The following is a 17,995-nucleotide window of genomic DNA, read 5'->3' on the forward strand; positions in this document are numbered from 1 at the left end:
CCGCGGCAGCGTTGCCGCCTGACATCCAAGGCTATGCAGCCCTCGATGGTGCCGAAAGGCACTGCCGGGGGCTTTTTGTTTTTCACGCCGCGGGCGACCGCGACGACCGCAGAGGTGTGCCCAAATGCCGACTTCGAGCCTTGTCCGCGTGGCCTGCGTCCAGATGGAGCCGCGCATCGGCGATACCAACGCCAATGTCGCGCATTCGCTGACGCTGATCGGCCAGGCGGCTGATGCCGGCGCGACGCTGATCGTGCTGCCGGAGCTGGCCAATACTGGCTACGTGTTCGAGACCCGCGAGGAGGCCTTCGCCCTCGCCGAGACCATTCCCGACGGCCCGACCTGCCGGGCCTGGGCCGCCCTCGCGGCCGAGCGCGGGCTGCACATCGTCGCCGGCATCACCGAACGCGCGGGCACCTCGCTCTACAACAGCGCGGTGGTGATCGGGCCGCAGGGCCATATCGGCACCTACCGGAAGATGCATCTGTGGGGCAACGAGAACCTGTTCTTCGAGCCCGGCGACAATGGCTTCCCGGTGTTCCACACCGCCATCGGCCGGATCGGCGTCGCCATCTGCTATGACGGCTGGTTCCCCGAGACTTACCGGCTGCAGGCATTGCAGGGCGCGGACATCGTCTGCGTGCCGACCAACTGGGTGCCGATCCCTGGCCAGGCCGAGGGGCGCGAAGCGATGGCCAACATCCTCGCCATGGCGGCCGCCCATTCCAATTCGCTCTACATCGCCTGCGCCGACCGCATCGGCACCGAGCGCGGCCAGCCCTTCGAGGGGCAGAGCCTCATCATCTCCTATACGGGCTGGCCGGTGGCGGGCCCCGCGAGCCGCACCGGCGAGGAGATCGTCGTCGCCGAACTCGACCTCGGCGCCGCCCGCAGCGCGCGCAACTGGAACGCGTTCAACCAGGTGCTCCGCGACCGGCGCACCGACGTCTACGCCGAGATGCTCGGCTCCGACATCCGTCGGGGCTGGTACTGACCTCCACAAAAACCTCAAAACCTTCCGGAGACCATGATGTCACGCAATCACCTGCTACTGGCCGGCCTGCTGGCCGGCGCGCTCGCGGCGGGCCCCGTCCGCGCGGCGGACACCATCACCATCGGCATTCCCGTCGGCCTGTCCGGCGCCAATTCGGTGGTCGCGCCCTCCGTGGTCCAGTCGGCGGAACTGGCCGTCGAGGAGATCAATGCCAAGGGCGGCATTCTTGGCAAAAAGGTCGTGCTGGAAGTGGCCGATGACGCCTCGGGCGCGGCCGGCGCGCAGAAGGCCTTCGACTCGCTGATCTTCCAGAAGAAGGTGGACGTGCTGATCTCCATGGAGACCTCGGCGGCGCGCAATGCCGGCCTGCCGATCGTCAATCGCGGCAAGACCCCCTACATCTACACCTCGTTCTATGAGGGCCGCTCCTGCAGCCCGTACATGTATGTGAACGCCTGGGTGCCCGACCAGCAGGTCGCCCCCATTGTCGACTTCTTCAACAAGGAAGGCGCCAAGACCTACTTCCTCATCGGCTCCGACTACGCCTTCGGCCGCGGCATGCTCGCCTTCACCAAGAGCTATATCGAGAAGACCGGCGGCAAGATCGTGGGCGACGAATACGCCCCGATGGACGCGACCGACTGGACCGCCATCCTTTCGAAGGTGAAGGCTGCCAACCCGGACGCCATCATCACCTCGACCGCCGGCGGCGCGCCGAACGTGACCCTGACCAAGCAGCTGCGCGCGGCCGGCATCAAGTCGCTCTACGGCAACCTCGCCGTCGACGAGGGCACGGCCAAGGCCATGGGCCCGGATGCCGAGGGCATCTACATCGCCGGGTCCTACTTCACCAATATCGACACGCCCGCCAACAAGGCCTTCCTCGCCGCCATGGAGAAGAAGTTCGGCACCGGACTCAAGACCCCGAACGACCTGTCCGTGCCGCAGTATGAGGCGGTCTATGCCTATAAGGCGGCGGTGGAGAAGGCCGGCACGACCGAGGCCGCCAAGGTGATCCCGGCGCTGGCCGAGGTGAGCGTCGACGGCCCGCGCGGCACCATCACCATGAACAAGCAGCGCCACGCGCCGCTGACCATGTATCTCGGCCAGGTGCAGGGCGACGGTTCGGTGAAGATCCTCTCGACCTTCAAGAATGTCGATCCCGGCGAGCAGTGCCCGAAGCTGAACTGAACGCCTTCATCGTCTCCGCTCTCCCGATCCGGGCGAGCGGAGAACACGGAAGCCAGGAGAGGGGGCTGCCACGATGGCCCCCTCACTCCACCCTCTCCCCGGCGGGCGGAGGAAGCTGATGCCGGCGGGACCAGGGCGACCAATTGATGGCGCGATCCTTGCCGCTTTCTCACAGACCGTGCCTCTCAACCTGAAAGACCTCGCATGATCGCCCAGACACTGGACATCGTGACGACCGCCGCCATCCTCTATGTGGTGGCGACCGGGCTCCTGCTGGTGTTCGGCGTCATGAAGATCATCAATTTCGCCCATGGCGGGCTGATGACCCTCGGCGGCTATGCCGCGCTGCTGACCACCCAGGCCGGGCTGAATCCCTGGCTCGCCATTCCCGCCGCCGCGCTGTTCGGCGGCGTCGCCGGCATGGCGATCGAGCGCTTCGTGGTGCGCCCGCTCTATTCCCGCCCGCTCGACGCCATCCTCGCCACCTGGGGCCTGTCGATCATCATCGGGCAGATCATCACCATCGCCTTCGGGCGCGGCGTGCAGTTCGCCCAATCCCCGCTCAACGGCACGCTGGACGTGCTGGGCGAGAGCTATTCCGCCTACCGCCTCGCTCTGGTCGGCATCGCCGCCGTGCTGGGCCTCGCGCTCACCGCCCTGCTTCAGAACACAAGGCTCGGGCTGGAGACGCGGGCGGTCATCATGAACGAGGATCTCGCGCGCGGGCTCGGCATCAATAGCGGGCTGGTCCGCTTTCTCACCTTCACCCTCGGCTCGGCGCTGGCGGGCATTGCCGGCGCGCTCATCACCCCGCTGTCCAGCGTCGATCCCGGCATGGGCGTGCCCTGGCTGGTGAACGCCTTCATGCTGGTGCTGGTCTCCGGCGCCTCGCTGGTCAGCCTGCTCGCCGCCTGCCTCGTGCTCGGCGGGGCGCAGGTGCTGGTCGCCACCCATCTCAGCCCGGTTCTCGGAGGTCTGACCATCGCCGTGCTCGCCGCCGTGATCCTGCGCATCCGTCCGAAGGGGTTCGCCCGTGACTGAAGCGCGCCGCCTCTCCCTCATCCTAGCGGTCGCGCTGGCCGCTCTCGCCGCCATCTTCGCCGGCCCCTATGTGCTCGACACCTATTCGGTGAACGTGCTCACACGCTCGCTGCTCTATGCCGCGGTGGCGCTGACGGTCGATCTGCTCTGGGGCTATCTCGGCATCCTCACCTTCGGCCAGTCGGTGTTCTTCGCCTGCGGCGCCTATGCGGCGGGCCTCGTCTTCACCCATATGGACTTCTCGCCCGCCAACGCCCTCCTCGCGCTGGGGCTCGGCGTCGGCGGGGCGCTGCTGGTGGCCGCCATCGTCGGCTGGCTCGCCTTCTGGCATGGCGCCTCCGCGCTCTATGCCTCGGTCATCACGCTGGTCCTGCCCATCGTCGCGACGCAGATCCTCTATTCCGGCGGCACCTTCACCGGCTCGTCGAGCGGCCTCTCCGGCTTCATGAGCTTCGACCTGTCAATGGAAGCCTGGTTCTGGCTGTCCGGCAGCTTCCTCGTGGTGGTGACGACGCTCGCCTTTATCGTGGTGAAGAGCGATGCCGGGCGCCTTCTGGTCGCGGTGCGCGAGAACGAGCAGCGCTGCAAATATCTCGGCCTCGACACGTCGCGGCTGAAGATCGTCGTCTATCTCGCCTGCGCCGCGATCGGCGCCATCGCCGGCTACATCTATGCCGGCTATGCGATGGTGGTGGCGCCGGAGCTCGCGGGCTTCGTCTTCGGCACGGAGCTGGTCATCTGGACCGCGCTTGGCGGGCGCGGCACGCTGCTCGGCCCGGTCTTCGGCGCGCTCATCGTCGATTATGAGAGCGCGCAGCTCGCCGGCGACTACCCCTTCGTCTGGCAGCTCATCATCGGCTCGCTCTTTGTTCTGGTCATCATCGCCTTCCCGCGCGGCCTGCTGCCGGTAGTGGTGGATGTGCCGCGCAAGCTGCTGGCGATGCTCCGCCGCGCTCCCGCCGCCCCCGCGCAAACCGTGCGGCTCGCCACGCTTGATGCCGCGCTGACGCAGGGCGAGGCGCCCGGTGATGGCCCGGCGCTGGCGGTGGAGGGCGTCGCAAAACGCTTCGGCAGCCTCACCGTGCTGGAAGCCATCGATTTCAAGGCCCGCGCGGGCGAGCTGGTCAGCCTCGTCGGCCCCAACGGCGCCGGCAAGACCACGCTGATGCGCTGCATCGCCGATGGTGCGGAGCGTTCGGCCGGCACGATCATCGTCAACGGTCACGATATTGGCCGCCGCCCGCCCGAACATTGCGTCGCGCTCGGCGTCGGCCGCAAGTTCCAGATGGCCAATGTGTTCGACACGCTGACCGTCGCCCAGTGCCTGCAGATCTCCCGCGCCCGGCATGAGCGCCCCTCGCTCTGGCGCCGCGCCGATGTGCTCGCCCTGCCCGAGGCCGCCATGCATGTGCTGGCGACCACCGGGCTCGACCGCCAGCTCGCCACGCCCGCCCATCTGCTCTCGCACGGCATGAAGCAGGCGCTGGAACTCTCCATGGTGCTGGCGCTGGAACCCCGCGTGCTTCTGCTCGACGAGCCGACCGCCGGCCTCACCAAGACCGAGCGGATGCAGATCGGCGCCATCCTCACCGACCTCACCCGCAAACAGGGCCTGTGCGTGCTGCTGGTGGAGCATGATCTTGACTTTGTGCGAGAGATTTCCTCGCGCGTCATCGTGCTGCATCAGGGGCGCATCGTGCTCGATGGATCGGTCGAGGAAGTCGTCGCCTCGGAGCTGGTGAAGCAGGTCTATGCCGGCTCCGGCCATGCCGGCATCGCCCATGAGACCGCGCCCTCGGGCGCCCATCCCGCCGCCACGACCGGGGAGATGCCGGCATGAGCTCCCAGATGACGAAGCTAGAGGCGCTGAGCGTGCGCGACCTCTCCAGCGGCTATGCCGGCGCGGCGGTGCTGCGCGGGGTCACGCTCACCATCGCGCCCGGCGAAATCCTCGCCGTGCTCGGCAAGAACGGCATGGGAAAATCGACACTGCTCAAGGCCGTGATGGGCTTCCTGCCGAAGATGACCGGCGCCGTGATGATCGGCGGCAGCGAGGCGACGCGCCTCTCGCCCCATCGCGTGGCGCGGCTGGGCGTTGGCTATGTCGCGCAGGAAAAGGCGCTGTTCCAGGACATGACGGTGGCGGAGAATCTGCGCCTCGCCGTGCGCGGCCCGGCCTTCGAGGCCTCGCTGGCGGAGGTGGAAGCTTCCTTCCCCTTCCTGCTGCAACGCTTGAACCAGCGCGCCGGCACGCTGTCCGGCGGCGAGCAGAAGATGCTGCTGATGGCCCGCTCGCTCGCCACCGGCGCCAAGCTCCTGCTGCTCGACGAAATCACCGAAGGGCTGCAACCCTCCGTCATCGACAGGCTGGCCGGGGTGATCCGCGCCGCGCGTGAGCGGCATGGCACGACCATCCTGCTGGTGGAGCAGCACCTCGCCTTCGCCCTCGCCGTCGCTGACCGCTGGGCCGTGCTGGACCGGGGCGAGATCGCCGAGGCGGGCGCCTCCACCGAGCCGGACGCGCGCGCCCGCGTGCTCAAGCATCTCAGCGTATGAGGCGGCCATGACCTTTTCCATCGTCGCGCGCTGCCCGCTCACCGGCCGTCTCGGCGTCGCGGTGGCCACCGCCGTGCCGGCGGTCGGGGCGATCTGCCCATTCACGCGGGCGAAGGTGGGCGCCGTCTCCACCCAATCCTGGGTGAACCCCTATCTCGCATTTGGCGTGCTCGACGCCATCGCCGCCGGCCAGAACGCCCGCGCGGCGCTCGAAGTGGTGCTGGCGAGCGACGACGCGCGCGAACTACGGCAGGTCGGCGTGGTCGATGCCAGCGGCGCCGCGGCGGCCTTCACCGGCACCTCCTGCGTGCCGTGGTGCGGGCAGGAGATCGGGCCGGGCTTTGCCGCGCAGGGCAACATGCTCACCGGGCCGGAGGTGATCGACGCCATGGCGGCCGCCTATCGCGCCAGCGAGGGCGCTGCCCTCGACGAGCGGCTGATGCGCGCCATGGAAGCGGGGGACGCGGCGGGCGGCGACCGGCGCGGGCGGCAGTCGATCAGCCTGCGCATTCAGGGCGAGGAGGATTATCCCGCGCTCGACCTCAGGGTCGACGACCATCCCCGCCCGGTGACGGAGCTGCGCCGCGTGCTGGAAATCGCGCGGCTGCAGCTTATGCCCTTCATCGAGGGGATGCCGAAGCGTGGCGAGCCGCCGGGGCCGGCGCCGGAGGCCGTCACCTCGCTGCTCGCCCTCGCCCCGCCCGACCGGCCGGGCGGCGGCGGCAGCGCGCCGGATTGAGCCGGCACGGCACCGTCAGCTCAGGATGAAGAACACCTTGCGCACATGGGTCAGGTTCTCCCAGGTGCCCTTGAAGCCGCGCGCGACCACGAAGCTCTCGCCGGGCCCGAATTCGCGGGCCTGCCCGGCGGCATCGGTGAGGCGGACGCGGCCCTCCAGCAAATGGCACATCTCGTCATAGTCGCAATCGACCCGCTCGCGGTGCGGCGGCGCCTCCCAGATGCCGGAAAAGGCGCCTTTCTCCACCTGGGTGAAATGCCGTCGGCTCTGCGCGACAAAGGGCACGTCCACCACGGCCGGATCGTCGGTGACAATGTCGCGGGCGGGAACGGCGTCGGCATCAAAGGCGATGACGTGGCGGGGTGACATGCTGAAGGCCCTCATGAATCAAAGCCGACGCCCATGGCGTCGAGCAGGCGATTGAAGCGCGAGCGGCGCCCGTCCCGGTCCTCCTGCGCCAGCCCGATCTGGGCGAGCCGCACGCCGAGCCAGCGCAGCGGTTCCGGCGGGAAGGGAAAGGGACGCGTGCGCGACATGGCGAGGCGGGTGCGCTCGGTCTCCACGCCGTCGAGCAGGTCGAGCATGGTCAGCGCGGCGAAGCGGCTGGCCGAGACTCCTTGCCCGGTGAAGCCCATCGCATAAGCGAGCTTTCCGCGCGCGGCGAGCCCGGCGAAGAAGGTGGTGCGCGCCGAGGTGTCGATGATGCCGCCCCAGGCATGGGTGAAGGTCACATCGGCGAGCGGCGGCAGCGCGCGGGCGAAATGGGTGGCGAGCTTGTTGTAGGTCTCGGCCCGATCGAGCAGCGCCGCATCGCGCCGCGAGCCGAAATGATAGACCGCGTCATAGCCGCCCCAGAGGATGCGGTTGTCGGCGCTCTTGCGGATGTAGTGGAACTGGTTGCCGCTATCGGCCAGCGAGTGCCGCCCGGTCCAGCCGATGGAAGCGAGTTCTTCCTCGGTCAGCGGGCGCGTCATGATCGCGTAGTCGAAGATCGGGATGACGCTCGGGCGCAGCCGGCGCAGCAGCGGCGGCGCGGCATTGGTGGCGAGCACCGCCCTGCCCGCCTGTATCACGCCGCCGGGCGTCACCAGCTCGATGCCGGTCGCGCTCGTGCGCAGCGCCGTCACCGGCGTGTCCTCATAAAGCTCGACGCCCTGTGAAAGCACCACGCGGCGCAGCTCCGCCACGGTTTTTGCCGGGTTCACCTGCGCGTAGTTCGGCTCGAACAGGCCGGCGCCATAGACCGGGCTGCTTAGCTTTTCCGCCAAAGCGGCCCCGGTGAGCGGGTGGCTCTCAATGCCGAAGCGGCGGTGAGAGGCGGCGAGCGCGGTCAGCCCCTCGATCTGCCAGGGCGTCGCTGCGAGGGAGAGCTTGCCCGGCCGCTCGAACTCGATGTCGAGGCCGTAGCGGGCAACATCGTCGGCATAGGCGTCGAGATTCGCCCGGCCGAGGCGGATCAGCGTTTCCACCTCGCGCGGCCAGCGGCGCAGCGCATTGCCGAGGCCATGCGAGATGGACGGCGCGCAGAAGCCGCCATTGCGGCCGGAGGCGGCATTGCCGGTTCGGCCCGCTTCCACCAGCACTATGCGCGCCTGCGGGTCGCGCTCGCGGGCCTTCAGCGCCGTCCAAAGTCCGGTGAAACCGCCGCCAATGATGGCGAGGTCCGCCCGTGTGTCGCTGGCGAGCGGGGGCTGCGCGGGCGCTGGGGCAACCGTGTCGAACCAGTAGGGACGCAGCACGGCGTGTTTGAGGGTGGGCAGCAGCTCCATCACGCGACGGCCTCCGCCAGCTTTTCTTCCAGCGCCGCCAGTTCCTCACGCGAGTTCACGCCGGTCACTTCCAGCTCGCCCGCCTCGACGGTGGCGACGCGGTAGCCGTCCGCGCGGGCGAGCGCGACGATGTCGGTCAGATAGTACTCGCCCTTGGCATTGGCGCAGCCGACGCGGCCAAGCCACGGGAACAACAGATCGCCCCGCACCGCCATGACGCCGGAATTGCAGAAGCCGATGGCCCGCTCGGCGTCGCTCGCGTCGCTGTGCTCGACGATGCGCAGGAGGCTGCCATCCGCCGCCGTCACCAGCCGCCCATAGGCGCGGGTGTCGATGGGGCGGAAGCCGAGCACGGCGAGCGCGACGTCACCGCTCACCGCCGCGCAGAGCGCGCGCATGGTGGCGGGGGTGATGAGCGGCACGTCGCCATAGAGGATGAGCACCGTGCCAGAGAGGCCGGCCAGCTCACCTTCCGCCGCCCGCACCGCATCGGCGGTGCCGAGTTGCTCGTGCTGGATCGCCTTCGGCAGAGCGGGAAAAGCCTCCTCGATCTGCTCGCGCCCGGCACCGACGACCAGCACGACCTTCTCCGCCGCGATCTGAGCGAGACTGTCGAGAAGATGCGCCAGCATCGGCCTACCCTTCAGCTTATGCAGCACCTTGTGCAAGGGCGAGCCCATGCGGCTGCCCTTGCCGGCGGCGAGCACGACGGCGGCGATGGGGGACGTCGCGCTCATGCCGGCCCCGGCAAATACCAGCCCCACACTTCGGACGGGTCGAAACGGGTGATCTGCTTGGTCTCGAAATAGGCGTCATAGCCGGCGCGGCCGAGTTCGCGGCCAATGCCGGAGGTCTTGAAGCCGCCCCAGGGCAGCTGGGTGAAGGTCGGCTGCGAGCAGTTCACCCAGACGATGCCGGCGCGCAGCTTGCGCGCGACGCGCTCGCAGCGCTCGAGATCATCCGACATGACGGCGGCGGCGAGGCCATAGGCGCTGTCATTGGCGAGGATGAGCGCCTCCTCCTCGGTGTCGAACGGGTTCACGCAGACCACGGGGCCGAAGATCTCCTCGCGCCAGATGCCGGCATCAACAGGCACGTCGGCGAAGATGGTGGGCGTGAGGAAGTACCCCTGCGCCAGCCCCTCCGGCCGCTCCCCGCCGGAGACCAGCCGCGCGCCAGACGCCTTGCCACTGGCGATGGCGGCAAGGATCTTGTCGTACTGACCCTTGGAGACGATGGGGCCCAGCTTCACGCCGGGAGCGTCGCCCGGACCGATGGTTATGGCTTCCGCCGCCTCCTTCAACCGCGCCAGCAGGCGGGGATAGAGGCTGCGCTCGACCAGCACGCGTGAGGTGGCCGAGCAAACCTCGCCCTTGTTCCAGAAGATGCCGAACAGGATCCACTCGACCGCCTTCTCGACATCGCAATCGGCGAAGACGAGGAAGGGCGACTTGCCGCCAAGCTCCAGCGCCACGGTGCGGATGCCGGCGGCGGCCGCCATCATCACCTTGCGCCCCGTGGCGACCGAGCCGGTGAAGGCCAGCTTGTCGCAGACTGGGTGATCGGCAAGCGGCTGGCCCGCCTCCGGGCCGGTGCCGGTGACAAGGTTGAACACGCCCGCCGGAATGCCGGCCTCGTGGATGATCTCGGCCAGCGTCTCGCACGACAGCGAGCAGAGTTCGGACGGCTTCAGGATAATCGTGCAGCCCGCCGCGAGCGCCGGCGCCACCTTCCACACCGCCATCAGCAGCGGGTAGTTCCACGGCGTGATGGCGCCGACCACGCCGAGCGGCTCGCGGGTGATGCTGGCGCGAAAGCGGGCGTCGCCGACATCGACCTCCTCGTCCGCGCGGCTGTCCTCGGCCTCGGCGAGACCGGCGTAATAGTCGAAGGTGAAGGCGGCATCGCCGACATCCCATTCGGCTTCCGGCAGCGGCTTGCCATTGTCGCGCACCTCGATGGCGGCGATCTCGGAAAGGCGCGCGCGCAGACCCTCAGCCACCTTGCGCAAGAAGGCCCCGCGCTCGGCGCCGGTGAGGCCGGACCACACGCCGGCATCAAACGCCCGGCGCGCCGCACGCACCGCGCGGTCGATGTCCTCGGCCTGCCCGGCGGCGACATGGGCGAAGGGCTGTTCCGTCGCCGGGTCGATGGCCGGGAAGCTGCCGCCGGCCGCCGGGGCAGCGAAGGCACCGTCAATGTAAAGGCGCGTTGTGTGCATCGGGCTCGCCCTCATCAGACCTGCTCGTTTCAGACGTGTTTGCGGCCACCCGTCCCCGACCGGTCGAGGAACCAGTCATCCGGGTAGGGATACCACCACTCGTGAATCTGCGGCTTGTGGTCCATGACGACCATTTTCGAGCGGCGGAAGGCGTCGAGCCCCTGCCGGCCGAGTTCGCGGCCCATGCCGGAGGCCTTCCAGCCGCCGAAGGGCAGCGCGTCATTGTCGATCATCGGGTTGTTCACCCAGACCATGCCGGCCTCCAGCCGCTCGGACGCCTCGATGGCCTCTTCCAGCGACGTGGTGAAGATCGAGGCACCGAGCCCGAACGGGCTGTCATTGGCCGCGGTGATTGCCGCGTCGAAATCCGCCACGCGGCAGACCGCGACGACGGGACCGAACGCCTCCTCGCGCAGGATCTCCATGTCGGGCGTGCAGCCGGTGAGAATGGTCGGCTCGTAGAACCAGCCGGTCTCCAGCCCCTCAGGGATACGCCCGCCGCACGCGATCGTCGCGCCCTTGGCGACCGCGTCGGCGACGAGGCGCATCACCTTGTCGCGCGCCGCTTTCGACACCAGCGGGCCGAGTTCGTTCTTCTCCAGCCCGTTGCCTATGCGCAGACGCTTGGTCTCGCGCACGAAGGCCTCGACGAACGCGTCATGGATGGCATCGACGGCGTAGATTCGCTCGGTCGAGGTGCAGACCTGCCCGGACATGTGGAAGGCACCCGTCACCGCGCCTGCCGCCGCCACATCAATGGGGGCCGAGGCGGCGATGATCATCGGATCGGAGCCGCCGGCCTCGATGACGGCCGGCTTCATCTTCGCCGCCGCCGCCATGGCGACCGCGCGCCCGCCCGCCACCGAGCCGGTAAAGGCCACGGCATGGGTGCGGTCGCTGTCCACCAGCGCCTTGCCCACCTCCGCGCCGCCCGGCAAGCACGCGACGAGCCCTTCCGGCAGGCCGTCGAACACCTTCATGAATTCCAGCGTGCACAGCGTCGTCGCCTCGGCGGGCTTGACGATGCAGCCATTGCCGGCGGCGAGCGAGGCCGCGACCGTCCAGCACATCAGCAGGATCGGGAAGTTGAACGGCATGATGTGGACGGAGACGCCCAGCGCCTCGTGCCGCGCATATTGGGTCGAGCCGATCTGCGTTGTGCCGGCGATCTTGCCGGCATCGTCGCGCGCCATCTCCGCGTAATAGCGGAAGATCGGCGCGACATTGGCGAGTTCGCCAATGGCCTCGGGATAGGGCTTGCCCATCTCCCGGCTCATCAGGATGGCGCAGTCGGTGAAGTTCGCCGTCTCGATGCGATTGGCGAGCGCGTGCAGCGCCTTGGCGCGGCTCTTGGCGTCGGTGCGGTTCCACAGCTTCTGCGCGGCGTTGACGCGGGCGAGAACCGCCGCGATCTCCTCGCCCGTCACCTCGACTCGGCGGCCGACCTCCTCCAGCGTCGCCGGGTCGATCACCGGATGGGTGACGCCCATGGAGGGGTGAAGACCGGGGCTGAGATAATAGCGCGGGGCGGCAAGATCGGCGGGGGTAAGCTCAGGCATGCGATGTTCCTTCATGCCGGCGCGCGAGGCGCGGCCAGCCGGGACGCCAGTGCCTCGCCGCGCGCGCGCAAGTCTGGCAGCGCCTCGGCAAGGAATGCGGCGATGGGTGTGAGGGTGGCGGCATCAAGGGCCGCCTCCAGCTGGCCGAGCACGCGCGGCAGCCAGGTGAGGTAATGCGCCTTGCCGTCGCGCTGGCAGAGCCGCACGAAGACGCCCGCGATGCGGGCATGGCGCTGCGCGCCCATCAAATGATAGCGCGCGCGGATCGCCCGCGCTTCGGCTTCATTGCCCGCCAGCGCGTCGATGTAGCGGTCCAGCATCGCCTCTTCGAGGCCGGGAGCGAGGTCGCGCCGGGCGTCCTGCAGCAGCGAGACGAGGTCATATTCGCGCGGCCCGCGCACCGCGTCCTGAAAGTCGAGCAGGCCGCAGCGGGCGACGCCGTCGCGCCCGTCGAGTTCCATCAGGTTGTCGACATGGAAGTCGCGCAGCACCAGCGCCTCCTGCCGGCCATAGAGCGGGGTGAGCGCCGCGTCCCATAGCTCAAGGAAGCGCTGGGTGAAGGCGGCACGCTCCATCTCCGGCGCCAGCGCCGGGGCGAACCAGTCGCAGAACACGGTGAGTTCGGTGAGCCAGACATCGCGGTCATAGAAGGGCTGCGAGACCGCCGCCCCCTCGGGCGATTGATGCAGATGCGCCAGCGCGTCGATGGCGAGCGCGTAGAGTTCCTCTTCGGAGCGCCCGGCCCTGAGGCGGCGCGCATAGGTGGCGTCGCCCCAGTCCTCGATCAGCGCGAGGCAATGCACCGGGTCCGCCGCCTCGACGCGCGGCGCCGACAGGCCGAGCCCGTTCAGGTGCCGCGCGACGCGGATATAGGAGGCGAAGCCCTCCGGGTCGGTGCGGTCCTCCATCAGCAGCAGGCCGGCGTCCGGCAGCCGGTAGTAGCGGCGCGCCGAAGCATCGCCCGGCAGCGCCATGAGCGGCACGCCGGCCTGCCCATGGCGCGCCAGAAAGGTCACGCCGGGGGGATCCAGCCGCACGGCCGGACCGGACTCCTTGCTAAGGGGGACGGCCACGCTCATCGGATCATGTAGACCTTCTTGATGGTCTCATGGACCGTGCAGACGCCCTTCCAGTCCTTCGGGAAAAAGGCGGCGGTGTCCGGGGTGATCTCGATCACCTCGCCGCTCTCATGCACATAGGTGCAGCGCCCCTCCAGGAAGTGGCAGAACTCGTCGGAGGTGACGTGGCACTCCCACTCGCCGGGCGTGCAGATCCACAGGCCGCATTCGGACTGGCCGTTCGGGCCCTTGTGGATCACCTGGCCGGAGACGTGGGACTGGCCCTCGATCATGGTCGGGATGATGCCCCAATCAACCACATCGGTAACGGAAAGCGGCTTCTTCATCAGGGGGGTCGCGGTCATGTGTTTCACTCAAACCAGCATGTAGATGTTGCGGATGGTCTCGATCACCTCGGCCTCGCCCTCATAGCCGCCGGGAAACAGCACGCAGGTGCCGGCCTCCACCTCGGTGACCTCGCCGGTGACGGCGGTGTAGCGGGCGCGGCCGGAGACGAAGTGGCAGAACTCGTCGCGCGGCACGGAGATTTTCCAGCGGCCGGGGGTGCAAACCCAGATGCCGGTCTCCGGCGAGTTGCCCGGCCCCTTGAACAGCAGGCGGCCGGTGGAGTGCGAGGCGCCCTCGATGGAATCGGGCTGCGCGCCCCAGTCCACGAGGTCGTCATAGGTCGTGGCGCCATGGATGTGCGGCGCGGAGCTTTTCAGATTGGTCATGGCGGTCACGCCAGAGCGGTGAGCAGGCGCGCGGCCTTCTTCGGGCCCTCGCAGCTCTGCATATGGGCGGAGGTGGCGGCGAGCTTGGCCTTGATCGCCGGATCGGTGAGGCAGGCCTCGATCTTGGCGATCAGCTCCTCGTCGGTCCAGTCATAGCGCTCGGAGCGGAAGCCGTGGCCGGTCTCCTCGACCCGCATGGCGTTGTCATGCCCGTCCCAGACATAGGGCATGATGATCGCCGGCTTGCCGAAATAGAGGCACTCGGTGAATGAGTTGTTGCCGCCGTGATGGATGACGGCATCGACCTGCGGGATGACCGAAGGCTGCGGGAACCAGCTCGCCAGCGCGACATTCTCCGGCACGTCCGTGTAGCTCGCGAGATAGTCGCCGACATTGACCAGCGCGCGGTAACGGGTCTTGCCGACCAGCGCGATCAGGCGCTTCAGCAGCTCCGTATCGCCCGAGCCGAGCGAGCCGAAGGAGATGTAGAGCAGCGGGCCGTCATTGTTCTTGGCGAAGGTCGGCACGGTGTAGGGCTCGTCCTTGCGCACGCAGCCTTCCAGATACTGGAAGCGCGCCGGGTCGAGCGGCACCGCCCGCTTGTACTTGGCCTGCTCGGGATAGAGCAGCAGGTTGAGATAGGGCGAAGCCTCGAAGAACTGGCCGAGCGGATAGGCCTCTTCGCCATTTTCGGCGAGGAAGGCGTTGAACGCGTCATGGATCGGCTTGATGACCTCGTTGAACTTCGCCCGGAAAGCGGCGTGGCCCTCATGGTCGTTCTCGCCCATGCCGGAGAGATGCGGCGGGATCGCCTCGTCCTCGATCTCGTTCTCCGAGCAGGAGATGATGCGCACCCATGGCACGCCGGACTGCTTGATGGCCGGGAAGAGGATGACGTTATCGACCGCGATCACATCCGGCTTGATGCGCGCGAGCACGCCCGGCAGATCCTTCTGCGCCCATGTGGCGCTGGAGACGATGGCCTCCCAGCATTCCCGGACATAGTTGTCGAGCTGGTCGATCGGCTTCTTCGAGAAGTTCGGGATGTGGCCGTTGATGAAGTCCTCCCAGAACTTCGCCATCTGTTCGGGCGGCATCGGCTCGGACAGCGCGACCGGGTGCGCCTCGAAGCCATAGCCCTCATAGACCGAGATGAAGCCGGGATCGGACAGGAACACCGCCTTGTGGCCGAGCGCCGTGACCGCCTGGGCGATGCCGACGGAGTTGAGGGCCGGACCGAAGGCCGCTTCGGGGAAGAAGGCGAAGGTCTTCTGTTCCATCGTTTAACCTCTCTGGAAGCGCCTCTTGGCGGGCGCCGGTGGTGTCGTTCGCGGGGACGGCGTCAGGCGGAAAAGATGCGGGTGTCGGCCCGGCTCCAGCCGAGGCTGAGCACGTCGCCGGGGCGGAAGGAGCGGGCCTCCGCCGCATCGGCCGTCACCCGGCAGATCAGCGGCCTGGGGCTTGCCGGGGTCTCGATATGCACCTGCAGATCGAGACCGTGATAGGCGGTGGCGAGGATGCGGCCGGAAAGCCGGTTTTCGCAGGCATGGGCGTCGAGCCGCAGCCGCTCAGGCCGCACGGCGGCGACGAGATCGCCGCCCAGCCCGTCGGGAATGTCGGCGCGGATGAGGCTGCCCTCCGCGGCGGTGAGCTTCGCCCCGTCGCGGGTGACGGGGATCACGTTCATCACCCCGATGAACTCGGCGGCGAAGCGGTTGGCCGGATGCTCATAGACCTCACGCGGCGGGGCGCATTGCAGCAGCTCGCCATGCTGGAGGATGGCGATGCGGTCGGCCATCACCAGCGCCTCCTCCTGATCGTGCGTGACGATGATGAAGGTGATGCCGAACTGGTGCTGAATGCGCTTCAGCTCCAGCTGCATCTCGCCGCGCAGCTTCTTGTCGAGCGCCCCGAGCGGTTCGTCGAGCAGCAGCAGCTGCGGGCGCTTCACCAGCGCGCGGGCGAGCGCGACACGCTGGCGCTGGCCGCCCGAGAGCTGCTCGGGCTTGCGGGCCGCCAGCGCCGAGAGCTGGATGGTGGCGAGGATCTCGTCCACGCGCTGACGGATCTCCGTGCGCGGCAGCTTCTCCATCTCCAGCCCATAGGCGATGTTCTGCGCCACGCTCATATGCGGGAACAGCGCATAGGACTGGAACATCAGGTTCACCGGCCGGTGGTTCGGCGGCACGTTGGAGATGTCCTGCCCGTTCAGCAGGATCTGCCCGCCGCTCAGCGTCTCGAAGCCGGCGAGCATGCGCAGCAGCGTGGTCTTACCGCTGCCGGAAGCGCCGAGCAGGGCGAAGAACTCGTTCTGGCGGATATCGAGCGACACGCCATTGACCGCCCGGACGGAGCCGTAGCGTTTCTCGACGTTGCGCAGGGAAAGCAGGGTCGTCATTGGCCGGGCAGGCCTCCGCGATTGAGCCGCTGCGACAGGGCCAGCGTGACCAGCGAGAAGCCGATCACCAGAGTCGCGAGCACATTGATTTCCGGGGTCACGCCGAAGCGGATCATGGCGTAGATCTGCATCGGCAGGGTGATCGAGGCGCGCTGGGCCCCGGCGGTGAAGAAGGCGATGATGAATTCATCGACCGAGAGGGTGAAGGCGAGCAGCCCGCCCGCGACGATGGCCGGCGCCAGCACCGGCAGCACCACGCGGCGCAGAGTCGTCACCGTCGAGGCGCCGAGATCGGCTGAGGCTTCCACGATCGACCAGTCGAAGGATTTCAGCCGCGCCCGCACCACCGCGCAGACAAAGGCGAGGTTGAACACGACATGCGCCATGATGACGGTGTGCAGGCCCAGCCGCACATCGAGCAGCGAGAAGAAGCTGAGCAGCGCGATGGCGAGCACGATGTCGGGGATCACCATGGGCGCGAAGATCAGCGTCTCCAGAAAGCGCCCCTTGCGGCGGCGGATCTCGATGCCGATGGCGAGCAGCGTGCCCAGCACCGTGGCGACGAAGGCCGAGACCAGCCCGACGATCAGCGTGTTGCCGGCGGCGCGCAATATGTCCTTGTTGGCGAACAGCGCGCCGTACCATTTCAGCGAGAAGCCGGTCCAGGCGGTCGGCATTCCGCCGGCATTGAAGGACAGGCCGACCAGCACCGAGATCGGGATGTAGAGGAAGGCGAAGACGACGCCGAGGATGAGCAGCATCAGCCGCATGGTGTGACGGTCAGCCATCGACGCCTCCGCTCGCCTGGCGGACGGTGGAGGCGCGCTCATTGGCGTAGGTCTGCGCCGTCAGCAGCACCAGCATCACGGCGATCAGCACCATGGAGAGCGCCGAGCCGAAGGGCCAGTCATTGGCGGTGAGGAACTGGGCGTAGACGAGGTTGCCGATCATCTGGAACTGCCCGCCGCCCAGCAGCGCCGGGGTGACGAAATTGCCGATGGAGAGCACGAAGACGAAGACGAAGCCGGTCGCGACGCCCGGCAGGGTGATCGGCAGGATCACCCGGAGAAACGTCGTCCAGCCCCCGGCGCCGAGGTCGCGGGAGGCTTCGGCAATCTCCGGGTTGAGGCGGGAAAGCGGAGCGTAAGCGGCGAGGATGACGAAGGGCAGGTAGTTATAAACGAGACCGAGTACCACCGCGCCTTCGGTGTAGAGCATCTGCGGCAGCGCGCTCTCGACGCCGAGCCAGCGGGCGATGGCGACGATCAGCCCCTCCCGGTTCAGCAGCACAATCCAGGCATAGGTGCGCACGAGATAGTTCGACCAGAAGGGCAGGATGGCGAAGAACAGCAGCGCCGGCTGGTGGCGGCGTGGCATGGCGGCGATGGCATAGGCGGCGGCGTAGCCGACCACGGCTGCGATGGACGCCGCGAGCCCGGCGATCCAGGCCGATTTCAGGAAGATCCGCGCATAGAGCGGATCGAACACCATCGCCACGTTCTCAAGCGTGAAGGTGTATTCGATGCCGCCATAGATGCCGCGCCGGAAGAAGGCGAGCGCGAGGATCAGCAGGCACGGCACCACCATGAAGGCGGTGAGCCACGCAAAGGCCGGCGCGACCAGCACGAGGGATTTACGATCTTGCATCGGGTTCAGGCACCGTCAGTCACCCCGGTCGGGGTGCGATAGACGGCCGCCCCCGCGGGTGGCGGGAGCGGCACGATCCGTCGGTCGG

Annotated in this window: 18 protein-coding genes; 6 read left to right on the forward strand and 12 right to left on the reverse strand. The window is 68.1% G+C overall.

All coding sequences use genetic code 11. The annotated features are described in order from the left end of the window. The first annotated feature begins 124 nt into the window (after window positions 1-124). The 6 genes from OU996_RS16510 (at window position 125) to OU996_RS16535 (ending at window position 6,521) form a co-directional block, all read left to right on the forward strand. The gene (locus tag OU996_RS16510) at window positions 125-994 is read left to right on the forward strand and encodes a nitrilase family protein (RefSeq protein WP_267582700.1); all 870 of its coding nucleotides are present in this window, start codon (window positions 125-127) and stop codon (window positions 992-994) included. A gap of 36 nt (window positions 995-1,030) precedes the next feature. Beyond that, on the forward strand, window positions 1,031-2,185 hold the full coding sequence (locus OU996_RS16515; RefSeq protein ID WP_420712641.1) for a substrate-binding protein: 1,155 nt from the start codon (window positions 1,031-1,033) through the stop codon (window positions 2,183-2,185). 204 nt (window positions 2,186-2,389) lie between these two features. Then, entirely contained in the window at window positions 2,390-3,226 is an 837-nt protein-coding gene (locus OU996_RS16520) for a branched-chain amino acid ABC transporter permease (RefSeq protein WP_267582702.1), read from the forward strand. After that, window positions 3,219-5,066: an ABC transporter permease subunit gene (locus tag OU996_RS16525; protein ID WP_267582703.1), complete on the forward strand. Its 1,848-nt coding sequence runs from the start codon at window positions 3,219-3,221 to the stop codon at window positions 5,064-5,066. The genes OU996_RS16520 and OU996_RS16525 overlap by 8 nt, the downstream gene beginning before the upstream one ends. Next, window positions 5,063-5,782: an ABC transporter ATP-binding protein gene (locus OU996_RS16530; RefSeq protein WP_267582704.1), complete on the forward strand. Its 720-nt coding sequence runs from the start codon at window positions 5,063-5,065 to the stop codon at window positions 5,780-5,782. Before OU996_RS16525 ends, OU996_RS16530 begins: the two co-directional genes overlap by 4 nt. Before the next feature lie 7 nt (window positions 5,783-5,789). Continuing rightward, entirely contained in the window at window positions 5,790-6,521 is a 732-nt protein-coding gene (locus OU996_RS16535; RefSeq protein ID WP_267582705.1) for a DUF1028 domain-containing protein, read from the forward strand. Between the two features lie 15 nt (window positions 6,522-6,536). Here the strand turns inward: OU996_RS16535 and OU996_RS16540 are convergent, their stop codons facing one another. From OU996_RS16540 to OU996_RS16595, 12 genes are all read right to left on the reverse strand, one after another. Beyond that, on the reverse strand, window positions 6,537-6,890 hold the full coding sequence (locus tag OU996_RS16540; RefSeq protein ID WP_267582706.1) for a cupin domain-containing protein: 354 nt from the start codon (window positions 6,888-6,890) through the stop codon (window positions 6,537-6,539). A gap of 11 nt (window positions 6,891-6,901) precedes the next feature. After that, window positions 6,902-8,290 (reverse strand): NAD(P)/FAD-dependent oxidoreductase, encoded by a 1,389-nt coding sequence (locus OU996_RS16545; protein ID WP_267585734.1) that lies wholly within the window; start codon window positions 8,288-8,290, stop codon window positions 6,902-6,904. Beyond that, window positions 8,290-9,027: a sugar phosphate nucleotidyltransferase gene (locus OU996_RS16550; RefSeq protein ID WP_267582707.1), complete on the reverse strand. Its 738-nt coding sequence runs from the start codon at window positions 9,025-9,027 to the stop codon at window positions 8,290-8,292. Before OU996_RS16550 ends, OU996_RS16545 begins: the two co-directional genes overlap by 1 nt. Continuing rightward, window positions 9,024-10,511: an aldehyde dehydrogenase family protein gene (locus tag OU996_RS16555; RefSeq protein WP_267582708.1), complete on the reverse strand. Its 1,488-nt coding sequence runs from the start codon at window positions 10,509-10,511 to the stop codon at window positions 9,024-9,026. The genes OU996_RS16550 and OU996_RS16555 overlap by 4 nt, the downstream gene beginning before the upstream one ends. Window positions 10,512-10,540: 29 nt before the next feature. After that, complete coding sequence (locus OU996_RS16560) at window positions 10,541-12,070, reverse strand: aldehyde dehydrogenase family protein (RefSeq protein ID WP_420712642.1); 1,530 nt, start codon at window positions 12,068-12,070, stop codon at window positions 10,541-10,543. 11 nt (window positions 12,071-12,081) lie between these two features. Further along, on the reverse strand, window positions 12,082-13,107 hold the full coding sequence (locus OU996_RS16565) for an aminoglycoside phosphotransferase family protein (protein ID WP_267582709.1): 1,026 nt from the start codon (window positions 13,105-13,107) through the stop codon (window positions 12,082-12,084). A 38-nt stretch (window positions 13,108-13,145) separates the two neighbouring features. Continuing rightward, window positions 13,146-13,493, reverse strand: coding sequence for a cupin domain-containing protein (locus OU996_RS16570; RefSeq protein ID WP_267582710.1), 348 nt, complete (start codon window positions 13,491-13,493; stop codon window positions 13,146-13,148). 9 nt (window positions 13,494-13,502) lie between these two features. Then, entirely contained in the window at window positions 13,503-13,862 is a 360-nt protein-coding gene (locus tag OU996_RS16575; RefSeq protein WP_267582711.1) for a cupin domain-containing protein, read from the reverse strand. Between the two features lie 5 nt (window positions 13,863-13,867). Next, window positions 13,868-15,142 (reverse strand): glycosyltransferase, encoded by a 1,275-nt coding sequence (locus OU996_RS16580; protein ID WP_267582712.1) that lies wholly within the window; start codon window positions 15,140-15,142, stop codon window positions 13,868-13,870. A 62-nt stretch (window positions 15,143-15,204) separates the two neighbouring features. Next, on the reverse strand, window positions 15,205-16,260 hold the full coding sequence (locus OU996_RS16585) for an ABC transporter ATP-binding protein (protein ID WP_267582713.1): 1,056 nt from the start codon (window positions 16,258-16,260) through the stop codon (window positions 15,205-15,207). Next, a complete protein-coding gene (locus tag OU996_RS16590; protein WP_267582714.1) occupies window positions 16,257-17,048 on the reverse strand; it encodes an ABC transporter permease in 792 nt (263 codons plus the stop codon). The genes OU996_RS16585 and OU996_RS16590 overlap by 4 nt, the downstream gene beginning before the upstream one ends. Further along, the gene (locus tag OU996_RS16595) at window positions 17,041-17,907 is read right to left on the reverse strand and encodes an ABC transporter permease (protein WP_267582715.1); all 867 of its coding nucleotides are present in this window, start codon (window positions 17,905-17,907) and stop codon (window positions 17,041-17,043) included. Before OU996_RS16595 ends, OU996_RS16590 begins: the two co-directional genes overlap by 8 nt. Window positions 17,908-17,995: the final 88 nt, after the last annotated feature.

The organism is Ancylobacter sp. SL191 (assembly GCF_026625645.1).
GTDB lineage: Bacteria > Pseudomonadota > Alphaproteobacteria > Rhizobiales > Xanthobacteraceae > Ancylobacter.

Excerpts from the sequence above, each read along its gene's own strand:
- OU996_RS16510 (WP_267582700.1), top strand. The coding sequence starts at position 125 with ATGCCGACTTCGAGCCTTGTCCGCGTGGCCTGCGTCCAGATGGAGCCG.
- OU996_RS16515 (WP_420712641.1), top strand. The coding sequence starts at position 1,031 with ATGTCACGCAATCACCTGCTACTGGCCGGCCTGCTGGCCGGCGCGCTC.
- OU996_RS16520 (WP_267582702.1), top strand. The coding sequence starts at position 2,390 with ATGATCGCCCAGACACTGGACATCGTGACGACCGCCGCCATCCTCTAT.
- OU996_RS16530 (WP_267582704.1), top strand. The coding sequence starts at position 5,063 with ATGAGCTCCCAGATGACGAAGCTAGAGGCGCTGAGCGTGCGCGACCTC.
- OU996_RS16535 (WP_267582705.1), top strand. The coding sequence starts at position 5,790 with ATGACCTTTTCCATCGTCGCGCGCTGCCCGCTCACCGGCCGTCTCGGC.
- OU996_RS16540 (WP_267582706.1), bottom strand. The coding sequence starts at position 6,890 with ATGTCACCCCGCCACGTCATCGCCTTTGATGCCGACGCCGTTCCCGCC.
- OU996_RS16545 (WP_267585734.1), bottom strand. The coding sequence starts at position 8,290 with ATGGAGCTGCTGCCCACCCTCAAACACGCCGTGCTGCGTCCCTACTGG.
- OU996_RS16550 (WP_267582707.1), bottom strand. The coding sequence starts at position 9,027 with ATGAGCGCGACGTCCCCCATCGCCGCCGTCGTGCTCGCCGCCGGCAAG.
- OU996_RS16555 (WP_267582708.1), bottom strand. The coding sequence starts at position 10,511 with ATGCACACAACGCGCCTTTACATTGACGGTGCCTTCGCTGCCCCGGCG.
- OU996_RS16560 (WP_420712642.1), bottom strand. The coding sequence starts at position 12,070 with ATGCCTGAGCTTACCCCCGCCGATCTTGCCGCCCCGCGCTATTATCTC.
- OU996_RS16570 (WP_267582710.1), bottom strand. The coding sequence starts at position 13,493 with ATGACCGCGACCCCCCTGATGAAGAAGCCGCTTTCCGTTACCGATGTG.
- OU996_RS16575 (WP_267582711.1), bottom strand. The coding sequence starts at position 13,862 with ATGACCAATCTGAAAAGCTCCGCGCCGCACATCCATGGCGCCACGACC.
- OU996_RS16580 (WP_267582712.1), bottom strand. The coding sequence starts at position 15,142 with ATGGAACAGAAGACCTTCGCCTTCTTCCCCGAAGCGGCCTTCGGTCCG.
- OU996_RS16585 (WP_267582713.1), bottom strand. The coding sequence starts at position 16,260 with ATGACGACCCTGCTTTCCCTGCGCAACGTCGAGAAACGCTACGGCTCC.
- OU996_RS16590 (WP_267582714.1), bottom strand. The coding sequence starts at position 17,048 with ATGGCTGACCGTCACACCATGCGGCTGATGCTGCTCATCCTCGGCGTC.
- OU996_RS16595 (WP_267582715.1), bottom strand. The coding sequence starts at position 17,907 with ATGCAAGATCGTAAATCCCTCGTGCTGGTCGCGCCGGCCTTTGCGTGG.